Below are 19,662 nucleotides of genomic sequence, written 5' to 3' on the forward strand. Positions count from 1 at the left end.
GCGGACCGCATTTTTCTAAGCGCTTGCTCAGTCTGGCGGGGGCAGGGTTTCCCCACCCCCACCTGACTGGCGAGCCCGACGCCCCGCCCCGCAGGGCTACCCCGGCAGCGGTGAGGGGTCCGGGGCGTGGTGGATGCGCCGGCGCCTGCGGCGTTTGAGGAGGGCCCAGGGGCCGCGCGGGCCCGTGGGCATCGCGGCCGCGACCTCCGTGCCGCCCTCCGACGCCGCCTGCGCGGCAGCCCGCGCCACCGGCAGGAACCCCTCGCGCCGCGACACGTCGGGGCGCTCCTCCTCGGGCCAGAGCCCCAGCGCCGCGCACAGCGTCGGAAGCACCGCCATCGCGGCGGTCGCGTACCCCTCCGCGGAGGGGTGGTAGTTGTCGGGACCGAACAGCTCCCGCGGGTTCGCCAGGAACTCGGGGCCGAGCAGATCCCCGAGCGACACCGTCCGCCCACCCTGCTCGACCACGCCGATCGTCTGCGCGGCGGCCAGCTGCCGCGACACCCTGCGCGCCATCCACCGCAACGGCTGGTAGACGTTCTCCACCGTCCCCAGATCGGGACAGGTCCCCACCACCACCTCCGCCCCGGCCGTACGCAGCCTGCGCACCGCCGCCGACAGATGGCGCACGGACCGCGTCGCGGGCATCCGGTGCGTCACGTCGTTCGCGCCGATCATCACGACGCAGACGTCCGGCGCCCAGGACGAGAGGTCGGAGAGAAGAGCCGTCACCTGGCGGTCCAGGTCGTCCGACATGGCGCCGGGCAGCGCCACGTTCCGCAGCTCCACCGGCCGCTCCGCCACCGCGGCGAGCCCTGCGGCCAGGAGCGAGGCCGGGGTCTGCCGGGCCCGGTGCACCCCCTGACCCGCGGCGGTCGAATCGCCGAGCATCGCGAACCGCAAGGGCTCCGCGCCCTCGGGCCGATCCGCGAACCCCCAGCCGTACCGTCCGTCCGCCCGCGGCGGAGCCGGATGCTCCCCGCTGTTTCCCACGGTCCGCTTCGCCAGTTGCACCTCGGCGAGCACCACGCCCACGGCCGCCGCCCCGAGCAGCCCGATACCTCCGCCGCCGTACGCCGCGCCCGCAGCGATCCGCCGCGCCACCCTCGCCCTCGACATGCCCTGCAGCCACCTCCTCGTAGCCAATCCGCCCTACATCAACTAATTGCCCCGTAAGGACGGTCGGCCAATCGCAAGCAGAGGTGAACGACTGAACGGGACCCTTACGCTGACGACACCCATTCGTCGCACTACATCGCAGCCCGGAGACAACGGTGCAATTCCACGACTCGATGATCAGCCTCGTCGGCAACACCCCGCTGGTGAAGCTCAACAACGTGACCACGGGCATTCAGGCGACCGTCCTGGCCAAGGTCGAGTACTTCAACCCCGGCGGCTCCGTGAAGGACCGCATCGCGCTGCGCATGATCGAGGCGGCCGAGCAGAGCGGGGAGCTCGAGCCCGGCGGCACGATCGTCGAGCCCACCTCCGGCAACACCGGGGTCGGGCTCGCCATCGTGGCCCAGCAGAAGGGCTACAAGTGCATCTTCGTCTGCCCCGACAAGGTGTCGCTCGACAAGATCAATGTGCTGCGCGCGTACGGCGCGGACGTGGTCGTCTGCCCCACGGCCGTCGACCCCGACCACCCGGACTCGTACTACAACGTCTCCGACCGCCTCGTGCGCGAGACGCCGGGCTCCTGGAAGCCCGACCAGTACAGCAACCCGAACAACCCGCTCTCCCACTACCACTCCACCGGCCCCGAGCTGTGGGAGCAGACGGAGGGGAAGATCACCCACTTCGTGGCGGGCATCGGGACCGGAGGCACGATCTCCGGGACGGGCGGATATCTGAAGGAGATCTCGAAGGGCGGGGTCACGGTCGTCGGCGCCGACCCCGAGGGGTCCGTGTACTCCGGCGGCTCCGGGCGGCCCTACCTCGTCGAGGGCGTCGGTGAGGACTTCTGGCCGACGGCGTACGACAGGAACGTGACCGACGAGATCATCGCGGTGTCCGACAAGGACTCCTTCCAGATGACGCGGCGCCTCGCCAAGGAGGAGGGGCTGCTCGTCGGCGGTTCCTGCGGCATGGCGGTCGTGGCGGCGCTGCGCGTCGCGGAGCGGCTCGGTCCCGACGACGTCGTGGTCGTACTCCTGCCCGACTCCGGGCGCGGCTACATGAGCAAGATCTTCAGCGACGAGTGGATGAACGACTACGGATTCCTGGAGCAGGCGGGCGACGCACCTCGCGTCGGCGACGTACTGAGCCGCAAGGAAGGCGGCCGACTGCCCTCACTCGTCCACATGCACCCGGAGGAGACGGTCGGTGAGGCCATCGACGTACTGCGGGAGTACGGCGTCTCGCAGATGCCCATCGTCAAGCCGGGCGCGGGCCACCCGGACGTGATGGCGGCCGAGGTCATCGGCTCCGTCGTCGAACGCGAGCTCCTCGACGCCCTGTTCGCGCAGCGCGCCTCGCTCTCCGACCCGCTGGAGAAGCACATGTCGGAGCCGCTGCCGCAGGTCGGCTCCGGCGAACCCGTCGCCGACCTGATGTCGGTGCTCGGCAGGGCCGACGCGGCGATCGTCCTGGTCGAGGGCAAACCGACCGGCGTGGTGAGCCGCCAGGACCTGCTGGCCTTCCTCGCCGCGCAGCAGGGCCAGTAACCGCAGGAATCAGTTACCGAGGGGGTGTGCCGTGAGCCGTGGTTCGAACTTCGCGGAAGTGGTACGAGCGCGACACGTCCGCGCAGCACACACTTAACACGGCTCCGGCACATTGGTTGTTGTCGGCGTACAGGAACTCCGGAGCGGCTCCCGGACCTCTGAACGCCTGGACGCGGACCCGGTCCTGACCCGGCCCGCGTCCCCCGCGGGGACCGCCGTCGTCCCGCCCCCTGGTTCACCCGGGGGTGCGGCGGTCCCCGCGCATAACTTCGCGTACGGCGGTGACAGGGCGTACAGCCCCCTCACCCCAAGTCCGCCCCCGGCTCGACGACCAGGCCCCGCCCCGTCCCCTTGATCAGCTCGACGTATGCGCGGACCACCTCGGCGACCGGCGTCCCCGCGGCCCCGTCGAGCCCCATCTTTTCCAGGGTCTCCGCCACCCATCCCGGGCTCACGGAGTTCAGCCTGATACCGCGCGGCATCTCGGCCGCCGCGGTCGGCACGAAGCGGCCGAGTCCTCCGTTGACGAGTGCGGCGAAGGAGAGGCCGGGCTCGGAGAACGCCGAGATGCCGTTGGTGAGGGTGAGCGAGCCGCCGTCGCCCAGACGGTGCGCGGCACGGCGGGTCAGATGCACCTGACCCAGCATCTTGCCTTCGAGCCCCCGGAAGTAGTCGTCGTCGGACGAGTCGTCGATCCGGGCGATCTGCCCGCTCCCCGCGACGGCGACCACCGCGTCGACGGCCCCGACCGCGTCGAACATCTCGTCGATGGACGAGGGCTTCGCCAGATCCACCACGACCGGACCGCGCCGCGAAGCCCGGACGACTTCGTGGTTCCCGCCCGCCTCGAGCGTCTCGGCGAGCGCGGATCCGATGGTGCCGCCGGCACCGATGACGACGATCTTCATGAGCTTCCCGTCTCCCGAACACTGGAACACTGAACTGTGAGTGGCTGCGCTCATTCAGGTTCGGGGCACCGTGCCACGGCGTCCAATACCTGCTGCCATAACCGCGAGGGATGCCCTGCAGCACCCCTGCTCAGAACCCCTGGATCAGCCCCGCCGCATGGCTCACCGGCACCGTGTGCGTGACCCAGTCCGTGGACGTTCGCAGGTGGAGTTGGAAGGCGGTCGGCTCTGGTACGTAGCCCATGGCGCCCTCCGTGCTCATCGTCAGGGAGCTCTGGAGGTACGTCGACGGGGCGGTCGAGAGGGTCGTGCCCGCGTAGGCGCCGGTGATCGGGCGGTGGACGTGGCCCGCGAGGACGCGGGTGACCTGGGGGTGGCGGGACAGGAGCTGCGCCAGGGCTTCGCCGTCCTTGAGGCGCATGCCGTCCAGGAACGGGATGCCTATGTCCGCCGGGGGGTGGTGCACGCAGACCAGGGTGGGGGTGTCGGGGCGGGCTGTCAGCTGGGCGTCCAGCCACGTGAGTTGGTCGTCCCCGAGGCGACCGTGTCCCGCGCCCGGCACCTTCGAGTCCAGGGCGATCAGCGTCAGGTCCTCGTACTCGACGGCGTAGCGCGTGGAGTGGGTGCCGCCGAGGTGCGCTGTGCCGCCGAACGTCTTGGCCAGGGCTACCGGGTCGTCGTGGTTGCCGGTCGTCAGGTGCAGGGGCAGCGGGAAACCCGCGATGATTTCGCGCAGCTGCTCGTACTCGGCGGGCCTGCCGTGTTCCGTCAGGTCGCCGGTGATCACGACGCAGGTGGGCCGGGGCTCCAGGGCGAGGACGCGGGTGAGCGCGTGGCGCAGGCCTGCCGCCGGAGCGGCGGCCAGAGCGCCGGTGGTGAGGTGCGGGTCACTGAGGTGCGCGACGGATGTGGTCATGAGGGCAGAATCCCCCGGAGTCGCACCCCGCAGGCCTCAGTCGTCCCACTCCGACTTGCGGTCGCGGTCCTTGCCGCGCCCGAAGTTCATGCCCCGCATCGAATGCACCGCGTTCACGCCGACGATGCCGCCCCAGGTGACGAAGAGACCCGGCAGGTCCGCGTTGACCACGCCGATCGCCGAGAGCGGGATCGCGAGGATCAGCGAGACGATGCCGAAGCCGAAGCGCTCGCCCCAGGAGTCCACGGGGTTGGTGGGCGCACGTGAGCCCCGGGCGACGACCATCTGCTGCTCGGCCATGTGCCGGCGCATGCGCCGGTCGATGGTGCCGTCCAGACGCTGCTCGACCTTCCCGAGGAACGATTCGACCAGCGCGGACTCGTACTCTTCGCCTAGCTCTCTGCGCGCGTGCAGAGTGGCGTCGAGTTCCTTCTTGAGTTCGGCGTCACGGGCTTCCATAGCTTTTTAAGGTACGCAGTCGTCGCGGGCCTGACAGTGGTGCTATCCCCCCTTTCTCAGCGGGGACCAGCCTCAGCTTTCAGTCGAAGGTCCGTGCTCTCCGTGGGGATGTGCGACGTGTCGCGGCGGGCCAGGAGCCAGTACAGGGCCGCCGGGACCACCAGACCCACGATCCAGGAGATGTCCGCGCCGCCCAGCGGGTCGACGAACGGACCCGTGTAGAAGTGCGTCGCCAGGAACGGGAGCTGGGCCAGGACACCCACTCCGTAGACCGTGAGCGCGTCCCAGCGCCAGGCTCCGTAGCGGCCTTCGGGATCCGAGAGCGCCGGGATGTCGTAGCGCTCCTTGGAGATCAGGTAGTAGTCGACCAGGTTGATCGCCGACCACGGCGTGAAGAACGTCAGGAGGAAGAGCAGGAAGTCCTTGAAGGACGTCAGGAAGCTGTCCTTGCCGAGCAGCGCCACCACCGTCCCCGCCACCATGATCAGGGCGATGTACGCCGCCCTGCCGCGCGGCGAGAGCGTCTTCTGGCCCCTAAATCCGCTGATGCTCGTCACCATCGACATGAAGCCGCCGTAGGTGTTGAGCACGTTGATCGTCAGCTTGCCCAGCGCGATCACGAAGTAGAGGACGGACGCGATCAGGCCCGTACCGCCGAGGCCCACCACGTATCCGACCTGGTTGTCGAGGAACGCGTCCCCCGCGCTCGCCGCCACAAGCACACCGAACGTCATCGACCACTGCGAGCCGAGCGCCGAACCGGACAGCGTCCACCAGAACGTGGCACGGCCCGATGTCGTACGCGGCAGATAGCGCGAGTAGTCCGCGACGTACGGACCGAAGGCGAGCTGCCACGACGCCGAGAGCGAGACCGCGAGCAGGAACATCGGCAGGTCGAAGTGCGCGTCGGCCAGGAGCGCCGAGAGGTCGACGCGGTCCAGGAGGCGGATGCCCAGGTAGATGAAGGCGAGCGCGCAGATCACGCTCGCCACCCGGCCCAGGACGTGGATCACGCGGTAGCCGACCGCCGCCACCACCGCGGTGATCACCGCGAAGACGATGATGCCGGTGGTGTCGTTCGTGTGCGTCAGCTGAGCCGTGGCCTGTCCGGCGAGGACGCTGCCGCTCGCGAAGAAGCCGACGTACATGAGGATGACGAGGAGCAGCGGTACGACGGCGCCGCGCACCCCGAACTGGGCCCGGGACTGGATCATCTGCGGCAGACCGAGCTTCGGGCCCTGCGCCGAGTGCAGGGCCATCACCGCGCCGCCGAGCAGGTTGCCGAGCAGCAGGCCGATCACCGACCAGACCACGTCGCCGCCGAAGACGACGGCGAGCGCGCCCGTGACGACCGCGGTGATCTGGAGGTTGGCGCCGAGCCAGAGGGTGAACTGGCTGAACGCCGTGCCGTGCCGTTCGTCGTCGGGGACGACGTCGATGGAGCGCCGCTCCACGAGACTGTCTGCCATGATCCGCTGAACTCCCTGCTGTCTATCTGCCGGATGCGCTACTTCTTGGTGATTCCGTGCTTCTCCGCCCAGTCGTTCGCGACGTCCTCCGGGTCCTTCTTGTCCTTGTCCACCAGGCGGTTGAGCTCGGTGAGGTCCTTGGTCGTCAGGGCGTTGCCCAGGCGGCCGAGCGCCTTGCGGACCGTCGAGTCGGCCTTGCGGTCGGCGACGAGCGGGACGATGTGCTGGCCGGGGATCAGGTTCTTGGGGTCGCTGAGCACGACCCACTTCTCGGCGACGATGTCGGTGTCGGTGGTGAAGAGGTTCGCCACGTCGACGTCGCCCTTCTTCAGGGCGCCCTTGACCAGAGGGCCGGAGGAGTCGAGGGACTTGAACTCCTTGAACTCGACTCCGTAGACGTCCTTGAGGCCCACCGAGCCCACCGTGCGCTTCTTGACCTCGGGCGCGGCGCCGATGACGAGCTTGCCGTTGTGTTTCGCGAGGTCCGCAAGGGACTTGAGGCCGTACTCGGCGGCGGTCTCCCGGGTGACGACGAAGGCGTCGGAGTCCTCGGCCTTTCCGTACGGGAGGATCTGCAGGCCGCGCGGCAGGACCATGGCGAGGGCGTTCTGCATCTCGCCCTCCTCGGTGGCCTTCGCCTTGGCGTCGAGGTAGTGCAGGAGCGCGCCCTGGTACTCGGGCAGGAGGTCGATGTCGCCGCCCTTGAGAGCCGGGATGAGGATCTCTCGGGTGCCGAGGTTGGGGCGGACGGTGGTCTTGACGCCCTCCGCCTGGAGCGCGGCGGCGTAGAGGTAGCCGAGTACCTGGTTCTCGGTGAAGTTGGCGGTGCCGATGGTGACGCCGTCCTTGCTGGAGCCACCGCCCGAGCCGCCGGAGCCGTCACCGTTGAGCGAGGTGATGCCGCCGCTGCAGGAGGCGAGCGCGGGTACGGACGCGGCGGCGAAGAGTCCGCCGAGGACGTTTCTGCGGTTCATGGGGGCCATCTGGCTTGCTCCTAGGCCGACTTGGCGGGGCGGTGGCGGAAGAGGGCGCGCTGCAGTGCGGAGAGCGCGAGATCGAGTACGACGGCGACGACGGCCACGAGTACGGCACCGCCGAGCACCTGGACGAGGTCGCGCTGGGCGAGCCCGTCGAAGACGTACCGGCCGAGCCCGCCGAAGGAGACGTACGCGGCGATGGTGGCGGTGGCGACGACCTGGATGAGCGCGAGTCGGAGCCCGGTCATGATCAGAGGGAGCGCGAGGGGCAGTTCGACCTGGAAGAGGACCTGGTGCCAGCGCATGCCCTGGCCGCGCGCGGCATCCCGCACCTCCGGGTCGACCGCGGTCATCCCGGCGTACGTGTTGGTGACGATGGACGGCACCGCGAGGGCGACGAGCGCGATGTAGATGGGCCACATGGAGAGCCCGCTCGCCAGGAAGACCAGGACGACCAGGCCGACCGTGGGCAGCGCGCGCCCGAAGCTGGAGAGGTTGATCGCGACGAACGCGCCGCGCCCGGTGTGCCCGATGAGCAGGCCGATCGGCAGCGCGATGGCGGCGGCGATGAGGGTCGCGAGCAGTGAGTACTGGAGGTGTTCGATGAGGCGGTGCCCGATGCCGTCGGATCCGGCCCACTGATCGCCGCTGACCAGCCAGGCGCCGAGATCCTTGAAGAGTTCGTACATGTCACGCGCTCCTCTTGCGGCGGGTCCAGGGGGTCAGGACGTACTGGAGGGTGACGAGCAGCGCGTCCGCGACGAGCGCGAGGAGCAGGGTCAGGACGACGCCGACGATGACGGGGGTGGGGAAGTTGCGCTGGAACCCGTCCGTGAAGAGCTGTCCGAGACCGCCGTCGCCGATGTACGTCGCCACGGAGACGAGGGAGATCGCCATGACCGTCGCGATCCGTACGCCCGCCATGATCACCGGCAGGGCGAGGGGCAGTTCGACGGTGAGCAGGGTGCGCAGGGGCCGGGTGCCCATCGCTTTGGCCGCTTCCTTCGTCTTCGCCGGTACGGAGTCCAGACCCTCGACGGTGTTCCGCAGGAGCACGACGAGCGTGTAGATCGTCAGGCCGATGACGGTCGTGGTGCGGGTGAGCCCGCTGATCGGCAGGAGAAGGACGAAGACGGCGATCGACGGGATGGTGAACAGGACGTTCGACAGACCGAGGAGCAGCCCGCGCAGGGGGCGCACGCGGTGCGCGACGACGGCCAGGGGGAGCGAGATGAGCAGGCCGAGGAGTACGGCGGTGAGGGCGGCCTGGAGGTGGGACAGGGTGAGGCTGGTGAGATCGTCGGTGTGGTCGGCTATCCACGACCAGTCGACACTCACGCGCCGGCCTTGCTGACGTCCACGGCGTCCGCGTCCACGGCGTCTGCCTCCACCGCGCTCGCGTCGGTGTGCACCTGCCCCGCGTGGTCGTGGATGTCGTCGCGGGACGTGACGCCGGTCAGGATGCCCTCCGCGTCGACCCGGGCGACCAGGCCGCTGGGGGCGGCTATCGACTCGTTGAGGGCCGACAGGAGCGAGTCCGTGTCCCGCAGGGGGCGTACGGGGACGTCGGCGGCCTGTGCGTCCTTGTGCCGCCAGGCCAGTGGGGCGCCCGCTGCGTCGAGACGCAGCGCCCAGGCGCCGCCCTCCGGGGCCGGGGCCTTGGGGACCTCGGCGAGCGTCGTCAGGGAGAGCAGCTTCAGGCCGCGCTCGGCGCCCAGGAAGTCCGCGACGAAGCTGTCCGCGGGGCGGGCCAGGAGCTCGGCGGGGCTCGCGCACTGGACGAGGTGGCCGCCGGTACGGAAGACGGCTATGCGGTCACCGAGCCGTACGGCCTCGTCGATGTCGTGCGTGACGAAGACGATGGTCTTGTTCAACTCCCGCTGTAGGCGCAGGAGTTCGTCCTGGAGCTGGGTGCGGACCACGGGGTCGACCGCACCGAACGGCTCGTCCATCAGGAGCACCGGCGGGTCGGCGGCGAGCGCACGCGCCACGCCGACGCGCTGCTGCTGGCCGCCCGAGAGCTGGTGCGGGTAGCGCTTCCCGGCGTCGGCGGCGAGGCCGACCGTCTCCAGAAGCTCCGCCGCCCGCGCCCGCGCCTTCTTGCGGCCCCAGCCGAGCAGCAGCGGCACGGTCGCGATGTTGTCCAGGACCGTGCGGTGCGGGAAGAGCCCGGACTGCTGGATCACGTACCCGATGGAGCGGCGCAGCTCGGCCGCGTCCTGCTCCAGGACGTCCTTGCCGTTGACTCTGATCGTCCCGGAGGTCGGATCGACCATCCGGTTGATCATGCGGAGCGTTGTCGTCTTGCCGCAACCGGAAGATCCGACGAGGACGGTCACGCCCCCTTCCGGCATCTCAAGGCTGAGGTCGTGGACCGCGGTTGTGCCGTTCGGGAAGCGCTTGTGGACCGTATCGAATTGGATCATGAGGAGTCCCTTGCCCGGCTGTATATCTTCATGCAGAGTTCTTTGTGACTGAATAGATTGTCAATAGTTAGTCGCAGCCCAGGTGTAAATCGCTGGTTACAAGTGGTCGCAGGGCAAGACGAAGCGTCCGGTTGAGGAGGAATTGCGAGTGATGTCGTCTCGTATCGCGGACAGGGCGACCGGCAGGGCAGCCGACGACAGCGGCTCGGTCGTCGTCCTGGACGGCCGCGGACTGATGGTCGCAGATGTCGTACGTATGGCCGAATCTACCGCTAAGCCAGTTCCCGGAACGGACGGCATGAAGCGCGTGGAGAGCTCGTGGAACGCCGCCCGTGAGATCGCGTCCTGGGGCCGCGTCTACGGCCGCTCCACCGGCGTGGGTGCCAACCGGAACGAGTCCGTGCCGACCGAGGCGGCCGCCGACCACGGCCTGCGCCTGCTGCGCAGCCACGCCGGAGCGATCGGTGAGGAGCTCCCGGCGCGGCAGGTGCGCGCGATGCTCGCCGTCCGCGCCAACCAGCTGCTCGCGGGCGGCGCGGGCCTGCGCCCGACCGTCGTCACGGCGCTCTGCGAGGCACTGACGACGGGCGCGTACCCCAAGGTCAACGAATTCGGCTCGGTCGGCACGGGCGACATCGCCGCGCTCGCGCAGATGGGCCTCGCGCTCGCGGGCGAGCACCCCTGGCAGGGGGCGGGCGCGGCCCCCGACCCGCAGCCCCTCGACAACAACGACGCCCTCGCCCTGATCAGCAGCAACGCCCTCACCCTCGGCCAGTCCGCGCTCGCCCTGCACGAACTGCGCGGCCTCGTCGCGGCCACGCAGATGGTGGCGGCGCTGACCCTGATGGCCGTCGACGGTTCGTACGAGGCGTACGCGCTGCCCGTCCACGAGGCCCGGCGGCACACGGGCTCGTACGCCGTCGCGGAACGGATGCGGCAGATCCTCGGCGCGCCCGACCGCCCCACGCCCCCGCTCGGCCGCATCCAGGACCCCTACGGCCTGCGCTGCCTGCCGCAGATCCATGGGCCCGCGCACGACGCGGCGGACGCGCTCGAAGACGTCCTCACGGTCGAGATCAACGCGGCTGCCGAGAACCCGCTGATCTCGGCGGAGGACATGGCGGCCTACCATCACGGCGGCTTCTACCTCGCCCAACTGGCCCTGTCCCTCGACCACTTCAGGCTCGCCGTCACCCAGGCTGCCCGCCTGTCGACATCGCGCCTCTCCACCCTGAACGAACCGGGCTTCACCCGCCTGCGCCCCTTCCTCGCGGACGGCGCACCGGCCTCCTCGGGCGTGATGATCCTGGAGTACGCGGCCGGGGCGGCCCTCGGCGACCTGCGGGCCTTCTCCGCGCCGGCCTCGCTCGGTCACGCGGTGCTCTCCCGGGGCGTCGAGGAACAGGCGAGCTTCGCCTCGCTCGCGGCGCGGCAGACGCTTCGGGCGTGTGAGGCGTACCGCCTGGTGGTGGGCTGCGAACTCGTCGCCGCAGTGCGGGTGTTGAGGCAGCGTGACATGCGCCTTGATCCGGACCTGCCCGTCGGGCGTGCCTTCGACCTCGCGGACTCGGTGCTCGACCCGGAGCTTGCGGACCGGCCGTTGACGGATGATGTGACGGTGGCGGCCGGGCTGCTCGACCGGTTCACCGAGCTGTGGCTGGACCTCGGGTCCGGGAACGGGACGGGCTTCGAGAGCCAGGGTGTTGTGAGGGGAACGGTATGAGTGACAGTCCCGCGGCGCGGCTGCAGGTGCTCTTCGAGGGCCACCGCCTCACGCCCACGCAGCGGCGCATCGCGCACTGCATGGTGCGGCGGGCGGGGGACGTCCCCTTCCTCTCCAGCGTCGAACTTGCCGAGCTCGCCGGGGTGAGCCAGCCCTCGGTGACCCGGTTCGCCGTGGCGCTCGGCTTCGACGGCTACCCGGCGCTGCGCAGGCACCTGCGGGAGCTGGCGCCCGCGGAGGCGGCGGGCGAGGCCTCCCTCAACGAGTACCAGCAGGCGGTCGAGGCGGAGATCGAGAACCTCCGGCACCTGGCGGAGGTGCTCGCCGACCCCTCACCGGTGGAGCGCGCCGGACAACTCCTCGCCTCCTCACGCCCGCTCCCCGTCCTGGGCCTGCGGGCCGCCGCGTCACAGGCGTACGGCTTCTCGTACTTCGCGGCGAAGGTCCACCCCGACGTACGTCTCCTCCACGAGGGCGGCACGATGCTGGCCGACCGGATCGACGCGGCGGTACGGGCCGGGGCGTCGGCGCTCATGTGCTTCGCGCTGCCCCGGCACCCGCGGGAGGTCGTGGACGCGCTCGCCTACGCGCAGGCCGCGGGACTCTCGGTGGTGACGGTGGCCGACTCGGCGTTCGCCCCCGTGGCGGCCCACTCGGACCTCCTCCTCCCGGCCGCGGTCGGCACGGGCCTCGCGTTCGACACGGCGTGCGCGCCGATGCTGCTCGGCCGGGTGCTCCTGGAGGCGATGTGCGACGGACTCCCGGACGCACAGGCGCGGTTGGAGGAGTTCGACGCGGGGGCGGCGGCGCGGGGTCTTTTCGTGGAGTAATGGCAGGGGTACACACGGCGGGCCGGACCCGAAGGTCCGGCCCGCCGCGTGTGCTGCTCAGGCTCAGACGTCGAGGTTCGCCTCGATGCGCTTGAGCTGGTGGCGGGCCATGGCCAGATTGGCCCGGTCCTTGTCGAGGGCCACGTAGAGGAAGAGGCCGTTGTTGTTGCGGCCCTTGATCAGCCGGATCAGGTGGTACTGGCTGCTGAGCGAGATCAGGATGTCCTCGATCTCGTCCTTTAGATCCAGTAGCTCCATCGTGCGCAGCTTGGCGCGCACCACGTCCGTGTTGCCGGCCGCGGCGACGGACAGGTCCAGGTCCTTCCCGCCGCCGATCGTGCCCAGTGCCATGCCACTGGTGTAGTCGACCAGGGCGGCGCCGATGACTCCCTCGATCGAGGTGGTCGTTTCCTTGAGTGCTGTCTCTGTGTTGGCCATTAATTTCGCACTTCCTTTCCGTCTGCTTGGTGTCCGCGGTGAGGGGGACGATGAGGGTGTGGTGGGGGACATGGGTCAGGTTTCCTCCGCTCGTTCGACGGCGGCGTCGACCAGCTCTCCGATGAGCACGCTGGAACGGCGGCCCTCCAGATGGAGCCGGCCGACGTTGACGCGGGGCTCGGCGAGCAGCGTGAGCACGGCGGACGAACCCGCCGTGTACGTGGCCACGTAGCCGTCCTCGCCGCGGATGAGCAGTTCGCGGAAGCGGCCCTGATTCGTCGCGTCGGAGAGCCGCAGGGCGACTCCGAGCGCCGCCGCGGTCAGCGCACAGACGCCCTCCGCCTCGACGTCCGTCGCGTCCTGCGCGAGCAGGAGTCCGTCGACGCTGGCCGTCAGGGCGCCCCTGAGCTGAGGAATCCTGGTCCGCAGGCGTTTCAGTTCGACCAGTACGTCGGCTTCGGCAGCCATCAGCTCTCTCCTCCCGGCGCGCTTGAAGAGCGCGAAGAACTTCATGGGATAGGGGGCCAAGTCCGGTGACCCGTACGGAGATTCACAGACTTGCCTCCAGCGCGTCACGGACCCGGCGCAGCAGGGCGACGTCCGGCTCGGGGTGGTCGTCGGGGAGCGGGGTGTGGAGCATCGCCAGGGCGGGATCGGCCGTCCGCGGGGGTTCCACGAGTCCGGCCGCGGCGAGCCGCCTGACCTCGATCAGGGTGTGGAACGACGGGCGGCCGAGCGCCCAGGCGATGGCTGTCGGCGTGCGGACGCCGTCGGCGAGCCGCAGCAGGGAGATCTGACGTCCGGTGAGCTTCTGGCCGGGCGCGGGTGTGCGCGGCACGACGGGGGACGTGTCCAGTTCCGGGCAGGGCCAGACGCTGTCCAGAAGGGTCCGGCGCCGCCGGGTCTCCCGCTCCAGGGTCTCGGCCGCCACCGGGCGCACCCGGCCGAGCCAGTGCGCGACCCCGTAACGGAACCGGGTGGGTCCGCTCGCGGGGCCGAGGACGAAGAACGCGGCGTCGAACAGGGCGCCGATGTGGCACATTTCCAGCTCGCCGGCGGTTATCCGGCCGCTGTCTATCAGGTGCCGCCCCACCTCGTGCCGGGTCCCGGCCAGTGAGAGGGCCTCCTGCCAGCCCTGCGCGGGCAGCGCCCCGCCGGCCGTGAGCAGGACGTCGATGCCCGGCGCCGCGGGGCTCTCCGCGTGCACGACGCGGCCGTCGACGAGATAGAGGGTGCCCTGGTCGCGCAGCAGGGCGCCGGTCGCCCGCTCACCGGCCAGGCGCATCAGCATGGGCGATGTGGTGGACGCGGTGATGCGCATGGCGTTCACACCAGCACCAGGCGCTCGGACAGGTCCCGCAGGCGTATGCGCGCGAGGGCGAGGTTGCCGGTGTGCCGGTCCAGCCAGAGGTAGAGGAACACGCTGCTGTCGAAGGTCGTCTCGACGAAGCGGATCAGATGGAACCCGGTCCTCGTCGTGAGCATGAGGTCCTCGACGGGGAGGCCCTTGCGGTCCGTGTCCCGCGCCGCGTCAAGGGCGTCGTCCCTGGGCGCGAACGCCTGGTACTCGGCGGCCGATCGGGCCACCTCGGCGGTCTCGACGGCGGTAGCCTCGTGGTCGCCGCCCGGAGGATCGCCGACCGAACCGAGGGCGAGCCCGCTGGTCCAGTCGACGATCGCTGCTCCGCGTGCACCGGGCAGTGTCATGGCTTCGAGCAGACACTCATCGATTCCGGGCACGCGGCTCCCCTTCCCCAGGGTTGAACCGGGTGGCCCCTACCACCCGACCGGGGGCTCATCGCCGCCCGGTGTGAGGAAGGTACGCAGAAGTCGTGGAGTTTCCAGGCAAGTAGGCACTTTCCAGGGGAACATGCCCGACCTCGACGGGATCCGCGCGACGAGCGGTCAGGGAAGGCCCGAGCCTGACCGAAAGTATCGGCCTAGCGACCGGATGGCCCCCGGCTCATCTCCGGGGCGCCTCCCTTCCGCTCCTCGCCGTGACCTTCTACTCCTCCCCGCGAGCCTTGAGCACCACCTTGTTCACGACCCAGAGGCCGATGCCGATGGCGAGCAGCACCCCGGCCCGGATGTAGACCTCCGCAGGGCGGTCCGCGAGGGGGCTGGCGAGGACCAGGGCGGTGATGGCTCCGAGTACGGGAAGGACCGTCGGCGCCCGGAAGTGCTTGTGCTCGACGGGGTCGCGGCGCAGGACGAGTACCGCCACGTTGACCACCGCGAACACGCAGAGCAGCAGGAACGCGGTCGTGTCGCCGAGCCCCTCGATCTCGCCCGTCGACACCAGGCCGATCGCGAGCAGCGACACGAAGACGATGCCGACCACGGGGGTGCGGCGGCGCGAGAGGACGCGGCCCATCGCGCGCGGCAGGATGCGTTCGTTGGCCATGCCGTAACAGAGCCGCGAGGCCATCATGATGTTGATCAGGGCCGAGTTGGTGACCGCGAACAGGGCGATGAGCGCGAAGAGTTTGTGCGGGAAGTCGATGCCGCCCGCCTTCACGACTTCGAGGAGCGGTCCGCTCGACCCTTCGAGCACCTTGTAGTCGACGAGCAGCGACGACACAAGGGCCACCAGGACGTAGATCGTGCCCGTCACCGCGACGCCGATGAAGATCGCCCGCGGGAACGTGCGTGCCGGATCCTTCGTCTCCTCGGCCATGTTCACCGAGTCCTCGAAGCCGACGAACGCGAAGAAGCCGAGTGCGGTCGCGCCGAGGATGCCCGTCATCAGGGCGTAGCCGGTGCCGCCGCCGCCCTCGAAGTCCGTCAGGCGGGAGGGCTCACCGTCCCCGCTCAGGACCGCGTAGGCGCCGATCGCCAGGATGATGGCAAGGCCCGTCACCTCGACGAGCGTGAGGACCACGTTCGCCTTCACCGACTCCGATACGCCCCGCAGGTTCAGCGCCCCGAGCGCGAGGATGAAGAGGATCGCGATCAGCGTCGGCGGCAGCGCGTCGTTCGTCAGCTCCCCGAGGTAGTCGCCGCTGAAGGCGCGGGCCGCCGCGCTCGCCGACGACAGGCCCGAGCACATCACCATGAAGGCGATGATGAAGGTGAAGAACGGGACCTTGAACGCCTTCTGCGTATAGAGCGCGGCGCCCGCGGCCTTCGGGTACTTGCCGACCAGCTCGACGTACGACGCCGCCGTCAGGAGCGCCACGACGAAGCCGATCGCGAACGGCAGCCACAGCGCGCCGCCGACCTTTCCCGCGACCTTCCCGGTGGTGGCGTAGATGCCGGTGCCGAGGATGTCGCCGATCACGAAGAGGATCAGGAGCTTGGGCCCGATCGCGCGGTGCAGCGCGGGTTCTTCGGCGGGCGGCGGTGCTTCGGTGGTCGCCTTGGATGTCGTCACACGATCATCTCCCCCGAGGGCGTGCCGGGTTATCTGGATACCTGGGTGCCTGGAGGGAGGGTCTGCCCCGAAAACACAGCAGCGATGCGGGAGTTGAGGATTCTCAGAGGAACTGAGGAGGAGACCTCAGAGGTCCCGCAGCGCGTCCCGCCCCGCACCCCCGGACTCGGCGACGATCTCCTCCAGGGTCTGCGGCTCCCGCACGGTGGCGAAGGTGACGTGCTCACCCGCTGTGGCGAAGCCGTAGATCCCCGGCCGGGCAAGGCTGTTGTACGAGTAGTGGTGGGCGAAGTAGTACGCGCCCGTGTCGAGCACCGCCGCGTAGTCGCCCTGTTCGAGCAGCGGAAGCGGACGGTTCTCCGCGAGCAGGTCGCCCGCGAAGCAGGCGGGGCCCGCGATGTCCTGCCCGACGTTCGGCCCGCTCTTGGCACGGCCCTTCGCGTCGAACGCGGCGATCCGCAGTGGCCAGGACGCGGGCGCGTACACCGTGCGCGCCGCCACCTGGACGCCCGCGTGCGTCACCGCGATGGGCCGGGTGCCCGCCGTCTTGGCGTACTCGACGCGGGCCAGGATCGTGCCGTGCTTGGCGAGCAGCGAGCGGCCGAACTCGGTGACGATGCCGTACCGCCCGTCGAGCAGCCCCGGCACACGGGACTTCAGGCGGCGCGCGTACTGCGCGTGCGTCGGGGTCTCCTCGTCCGACCCGAAGTTGACGGGAAGACCGCCGCCGATGTCGATGGTGTCGATCTGCTGCCGCCCCGCCCGTCCGTTGATCTCCTCGGCCAGCTCGTACGTCGCCGAGACACCCCGCACCATCATTTCGAGCGGCATGCCCTGCGACCCGGAGTGGGCGTGCAGGCGGGTCAGCCAAGGGCGGTCGAGGTAGGCCTGGACGACCCACTCGCGGGCGCCGTCGTCGAGCAGCGCGACCCCGAACTTGGAGGTCGCCGTCGCCGTGGACAGGGCGCCGATGGAGCCGCCGCCGATCTGCGGGTTCACGCGCAGGCCGATGGGGGAGCGGGAGGGCGCGGAGCGGGTCATCGCGTCGATGCGGGCGAGCTCCTGCGGATTGTCCGCGTTCACCGCGATGCCCAGGGCGAGGGCGTCGCGCAGCTCGGCCGGGGTCTTCGCGGGCGAGTCCAGGACGGTGTGCGTGGGCTGCACACCGGCGGCCCGCGCCAGAGCGAGCTCGCCGGGGCTGGCCACCTCGGCGCCGATGCCCGCGTCGCGAAGCAGCCGCAGGACCGGGACCAGGGGCGACGCCTTCACCGCGAAGGCGTGCAGGACGGGCGTGCCGGGCGGCACGACCGCTTCGAAGGCGGCGCGCAGGGAGGCGGCGGCCGAGCGGATGCCGGTGACGTCCAGGAGGCCGGCGATGGGCGACGCGGGGTCGACGAGGCCCTGCTCGACGGCGGCCCGGATGGCCTGGTCACGGCGCGACGCGGAATCCGCGGCCGAGTGTGCCGGGGGCTGTGGGGTGGAGGGCTGCGGTGCTGCCGGGGGCTGCGGCGCCGGGGGACGCGCTGCGGCATCCGCCCTCGTGAGGCGTTGCGTGGGGGCTTCCGGGTGGGTGCCCGGGGCTCCGCCCTGACCTCTGCCCGAGTCCGCGTTCGCCTCGGACGCGCGTACGGTCTCCGCTCCCTGATCGCTCATGTGTTCCAGCCAATCATCCGTGGCGCGGTTCCGCTGCACCGTCAACGTATTGACTAGTTCTATTCAACATCGCAGGATGTGAATAACAAGGTCACAGCAGAGCACCACCGAGCTCACGAGCAGAGCTTCACGCGAGGAGGCATCGCCATGTCAGGACCCCGCCCCGTACGGGCACCGCGCGGTACGGAACTGAGCGCCCTGGGATGGCAGCAGGAAGCCGCCCTCCGCATGCTGCAGAACAACCTCGACCCCGAGGTCGCCGAGCACCCCGACAAGCTCGTCGTCTACGGCGGCACGGGCAAGGCCGCCCGCGACTGGCGCTCCTTCGACGCGATGGTGCGCACGCTCAAGACCCTCAAGCAGGACGAGACGATGCTCGTCCAGTCGGGCCGCCCGGTCGGCGTCATGCAGACCCACGAGTGGGCCCCGCGCGTCCTGATCGCCAACTCCAACCTCGTGGGCGACTGGGCGAACTGGGAGGAGTTCCGGCGCCTCGAAGCCCTCGGCCTCACGATGTACGGCCAGATGACCGCCGGTTCGTGGATCTACATCGGCACGCAGGGCATCCTCCAGGGCACGTACGAGACGTTCGCGGCGGTCGCAGCGAAGAAGTTCAACGGGACCCTGGCGGGCACAATCACCCTCACCGCCGGACTCGGCGGCATGGGCGGCGCCCAGCCCCTCGCCGTGACGATGAACGACGGCGTCGCGATCTGTATCGACGTCGACCCGCGCGCGATCGAGCGCCGCATCGAGCACAAGTACCTGGACGTGAAGGCCGACTCCCTGGAGCACGCGCTCCAGCTGGCGGTGGAGGCCCGCGACCAGCGAAAGCCCCTCTCCATCGGCCTGCTCGGCAACGCGGCGGAGCTGCTCCCGCGCATGCTCGCCGAGAGCGCGCCCATCGACATCGTCACGGACCAGACGTCGGCCCACGACCCGCTCGCGTACCTCCCCGTCGGCGTCGACTTCGACGACATGCAGACGCTCGCGGAGAAGGACCCGGCGGGCTTCACCACCCGCGCGCGTGAGTCGATGGCCACGCACGTCGAGGCGATGGTCGGCTTCATGGACGCGGGCGCCGAGGTCTTCGACTACGGCAACTCGATCCGTGGCGAGGCCCAACTGGCAGGTTACGAGCGCGCGTTCGCGTTCCCCGGCTTCGTCCCCGCCTACATCCGCCCCCTCTTCTGCGAGGGCAAGGGCCCGTTCCGCTGGGCGGCGCTCTCGGGCGAGGCATCGGACATCCACAAGACGGACAAGGCGCTCCTTGACCTCTTCCCGGAGAACGAGTCCCTGCACCGCTGGATCAAGATGGCGGGGGAGCGGGTCCACTTCCAGGGCCTGCCCGCGCGCATCTGCTGGCTCGGCCAGGGCGAGCGCGACAAGGCCGGCGACATGTTCAACGACATGGTCGGCAACGGCACCCTCGCCGCCCCCCTCGCCATCGGCCGCGACCACCTGGACTGCGGTTCCGTCGCATCCCCCTACCGCGAGACCGAAGCCATGCTCGACGGCTCCGACGCGATCGCCGACTGGCCGCTCCTGAACGCCATGGTGAACGTCGCCTCGGGCGCCTCCTGGGTCTCCATCCACCACGGCGGCGGCGTCGGCATGGGCCGCTCCATCCACGCGGGCCAGGTCTCGGTGGCCGACGGCACGAAGCTGGCGGGCGAGAAGATCCGCCGCGTCCTGACCAACGACCCCGGTATGGGCGTCATCCGGCACGTGGACGCGGGCTACGACATCGCGGAGTCGGTGGCGGACGAGAAGGGCGTACGGATCCCGATGCGCGAGGGGGACGGCACCGCGTGAGCGACACCT

General features: G+C 70.1%; 19 protein-coding genes. 4 read left to right on the forward strand and 15 right to left on the reverse strand.

What is annotated here, in order from left to right; all coding sequences use genetic code 11:
• Window positions 1-96: 96 nt before the first annotated feature.
• The gene (locus ACWFRJ_RS21970) at window positions 97-1,119 is read right to left on the reverse strand and encodes an SGNH/GDSL hydrolase family protein (protein ID WP_453533250.1); all 1,023 of its coding nucleotides are present in this window, start codon (window positions 1,117-1,119) and stop codon (window positions 97-99) included.
• 155 nt (window positions 1,120-1,274) lie between these two features.
• Between ACWFRJ_RS21970 and ACWFRJ_RS21975 the strand changes: the two genes are divergently transcribed.
• Window positions 1,275-2,666 carry a cystathionine beta-synthase gene (locus tag ACWFRJ_RS21975; protein ID WP_453533252.1) on the forward strand — a complete coding sequence of 464 codons (1,392 nt, stop codon included), beginning with the start codon at window positions 1,275-1,277 and terminating at the stop codon, window positions 2,664-2,666.
• 302 nt (window positions 2,667-2,968) lie between these two features.
• On the opposite strand, the gene ACWFRJ_RS21980 is transcribed toward ACWFRJ_RS21975, so the two are convergent.
• The 8 genes from ACWFRJ_RS21980 to ACWFRJ_RS22015 all read right to left on the reverse strand — a co-directional run bounded on the left by ACWFRJ_RS21980 (window position 2,969) and on the right by ACWFRJ_RS22015 (window position 9,821).
• Window positions 2,969-3,574: a short chain dehydrogenase gene (locus ACWFRJ_RS21980; protein ID WP_453533254.1), complete on the reverse strand. Its 606-nt coding sequence runs from the start codon at window positions 3,572-3,574 to the stop codon at window positions 2,969-2,971.
• Window positions 3,575-3,704: 130 nt separating this feature from the next.
• Complete coding sequence (locus ACWFRJ_RS21985) at window positions 3,705-4,490, reverse strand: phosphodiesterase (RefSeq protein WP_453533257.1); 786 nt, start codon at window positions 4,488-4,490, stop codon at window positions 3,705-3,707.
• Between the two features lie 36 nt (window positions 4,491-4,526).
• On the reverse strand, window positions 4,527-4,949 hold the full coding sequence (locus tag ACWFRJ_RS21990) for a hypothetical protein (protein ID WP_453533260.1): 423 nt from the start codon (window positions 4,947-4,949) through the stop codon (window positions 4,527-4,529).
• A gap of 56 nt (window positions 4,950-5,005) precedes the next feature.
• The gene (locus ACWFRJ_RS21995) at window positions 5,006-6,418 is read right to left on the reverse strand and encodes a purine-cytosine permease family protein (protein WP_453533263.1); all 1,413 of its coding nucleotides are present in this window, start codon (window positions 6,416-6,418) and stop codon (window positions 5,006-5,008) included.
• A gap of 38 nt (window positions 6,419-6,456) precedes the next feature.
• A complete protein-coding gene (locus ACWFRJ_RS22000) occupies window positions 6,457-7,392 on the reverse strand; it encodes an ABC transporter substrate-binding protein (RefSeq protein ID WP_453533266.1) in 936 nt (311 codons plus the stop codon).
• A 20-nt stretch (window positions 7,393-7,412) separates the two neighbouring features.
• A complete protein-coding gene (locus ACWFRJ_RS22005; protein ID WP_453533269.1) occupies window positions 7,413-8,084 on the reverse strand; it encodes an ABC transporter permease in 672 nt (223 codons plus the stop codon).
• Between the two features lies 1 nt (window position 8,085).
• Window positions 8,086-8,733: an ABC transporter permease gene (locus ACWFRJ_RS22010; protein ID WP_453533272.1), complete on the reverse strand. Its 648-nt coding sequence runs from the start codon at window positions 8,731-8,733 to the stop codon at window positions 8,086-8,088.
• On the reverse strand, window positions 8,730-9,821 hold the full coding sequence (locus ACWFRJ_RS22015; protein ID WP_453533275.1) for an ABC transporter ATP-binding protein: 1,092 nt from the start codon (window positions 9,819-9,821) through the stop codon (window positions 8,730-8,732). The genes ACWFRJ_RS22010 and ACWFRJ_RS22015 overlap by 4 nt, the downstream gene beginning before the upstream one ends.
• A 151-nt stretch (window positions 9,822-9,972) precedes the next feature.
• Here ACWFRJ_RS22015 and ACWFRJ_RS22020 point away from each other — a divergent pair, with 151 nt between their 5' ends.
• Window positions 9,973-11,544, forward strand: coding sequence for an aromatic amino acid ammonia-lyase (locus ACWFRJ_RS22020; RefSeq protein ID WP_453533278.1), 1,572 nt, complete (start codon window positions 9,973-9,975; stop codon window positions 11,542-11,544).
• The gene (locus ACWFRJ_RS22025; RefSeq protein ID WP_453533281.1) at window positions 11,541-12,374 is read left to right on the forward strand and encodes a MurR/RpiR family transcriptional regulator; all 834 of its coding nucleotides are present in this window, start codon (window positions 11,541-11,543) and stop codon (window positions 12,372-12,374) included. The genes ACWFRJ_RS22020 and ACWFRJ_RS22025 overlap by 4 nt, the downstream gene beginning before the upstream one ends.
• A 63-nt stretch (window positions 12,375-12,437) precedes the next feature.
• Here the strand turns inward: ACWFRJ_RS22025 and ACWFRJ_RS22030 are convergent, their stop codons facing one another.
• The 6 genes from ACWFRJ_RS22030 to ACWFRJ_RS22055 form a co-directional block, all read right to left on the reverse strand.
• On the reverse strand, window positions 12,438-12,812 hold the full coding sequence (locus ACWFRJ_RS22030) for a roadblock/LC7 domain-containing protein (RefSeq protein ID WP_383285142.1): 375 nt from the start codon (window positions 12,810-12,812) through the stop codon (window positions 12,438-12,440).
• Between the two features lie 75 nt (window positions 12,813-12,887).
• Complete coding sequence (locus ACWFRJ_RS22035) at window positions 12,888-13,280, reverse strand: roadblock/LC7 domain-containing protein (protein WP_453533284.1); 393 nt, start codon at window positions 13,278-13,280, stop codon at window positions 12,888-12,890.
• 82 nt (window positions 13,281-13,362) lie between these two features.
• On the reverse strand, window positions 13,363-14,133 hold the full coding sequence (locus ACWFRJ_RS22040; protein ID WP_453533287.1) for a transcriptional regulator: 771 nt from the start codon (window positions 14,131-14,133) through the stop codon (window positions 13,363-13,365).
• 5 nt (window positions 14,134-14,138) lie between these two features.
• Complete coding sequence (locus tag ACWFRJ_RS22045; RefSeq protein WP_453533290.1) at window positions 14,139-14,552, reverse strand: hypothetical protein; 414 nt, start codon at window positions 14,550-14,552, stop codon at window positions 14,139-14,141.
• Between the two features lie 265 nt (window positions 14,553-14,817).
• Entirely contained in the window at window positions 14,818-16,185 is a 1,368-nt protein-coding gene (locus ACWFRJ_RS22050; RefSeq protein ID WP_453533293.1) for an APC family permease, read from the reverse strand.
• A 126-nt stretch (window positions 16,186-16,311) separates the two neighbouring features.
• Window positions 16,312-17,838: a diaminopimelate decarboxylase gene (locus tag ACWFRJ_RS22055; RefSeq protein WP_453533296.1), complete on the reverse strand. Its 1,527-nt coding sequence runs from the start codon at window positions 17,836-17,838 to the stop codon at window positions 16,312-16,314.
• A gap of 147 nt (window positions 17,839-17,985) precedes the next feature.
• On the opposite strand from ACWFRJ_RS22055, the gene hutU reads away from it, so the two are divergent.
• Window positions 17,986-19,653: a urocanate hydratase gene (gene hutU, locus ACWFRJ_RS22060; protein ID WP_453533299.1), complete on the forward strand. Its 1,668-nt coding sequence runs from the start codon at window positions 17,986-17,988 to the stop codon at window positions 19,651-19,653.
• Window positions 19,654-19,662: the final 9 nt, after the last annotated feature.

Source organism: Streptomyces sp. NPDC055239 (assembly GCF_053606205.1).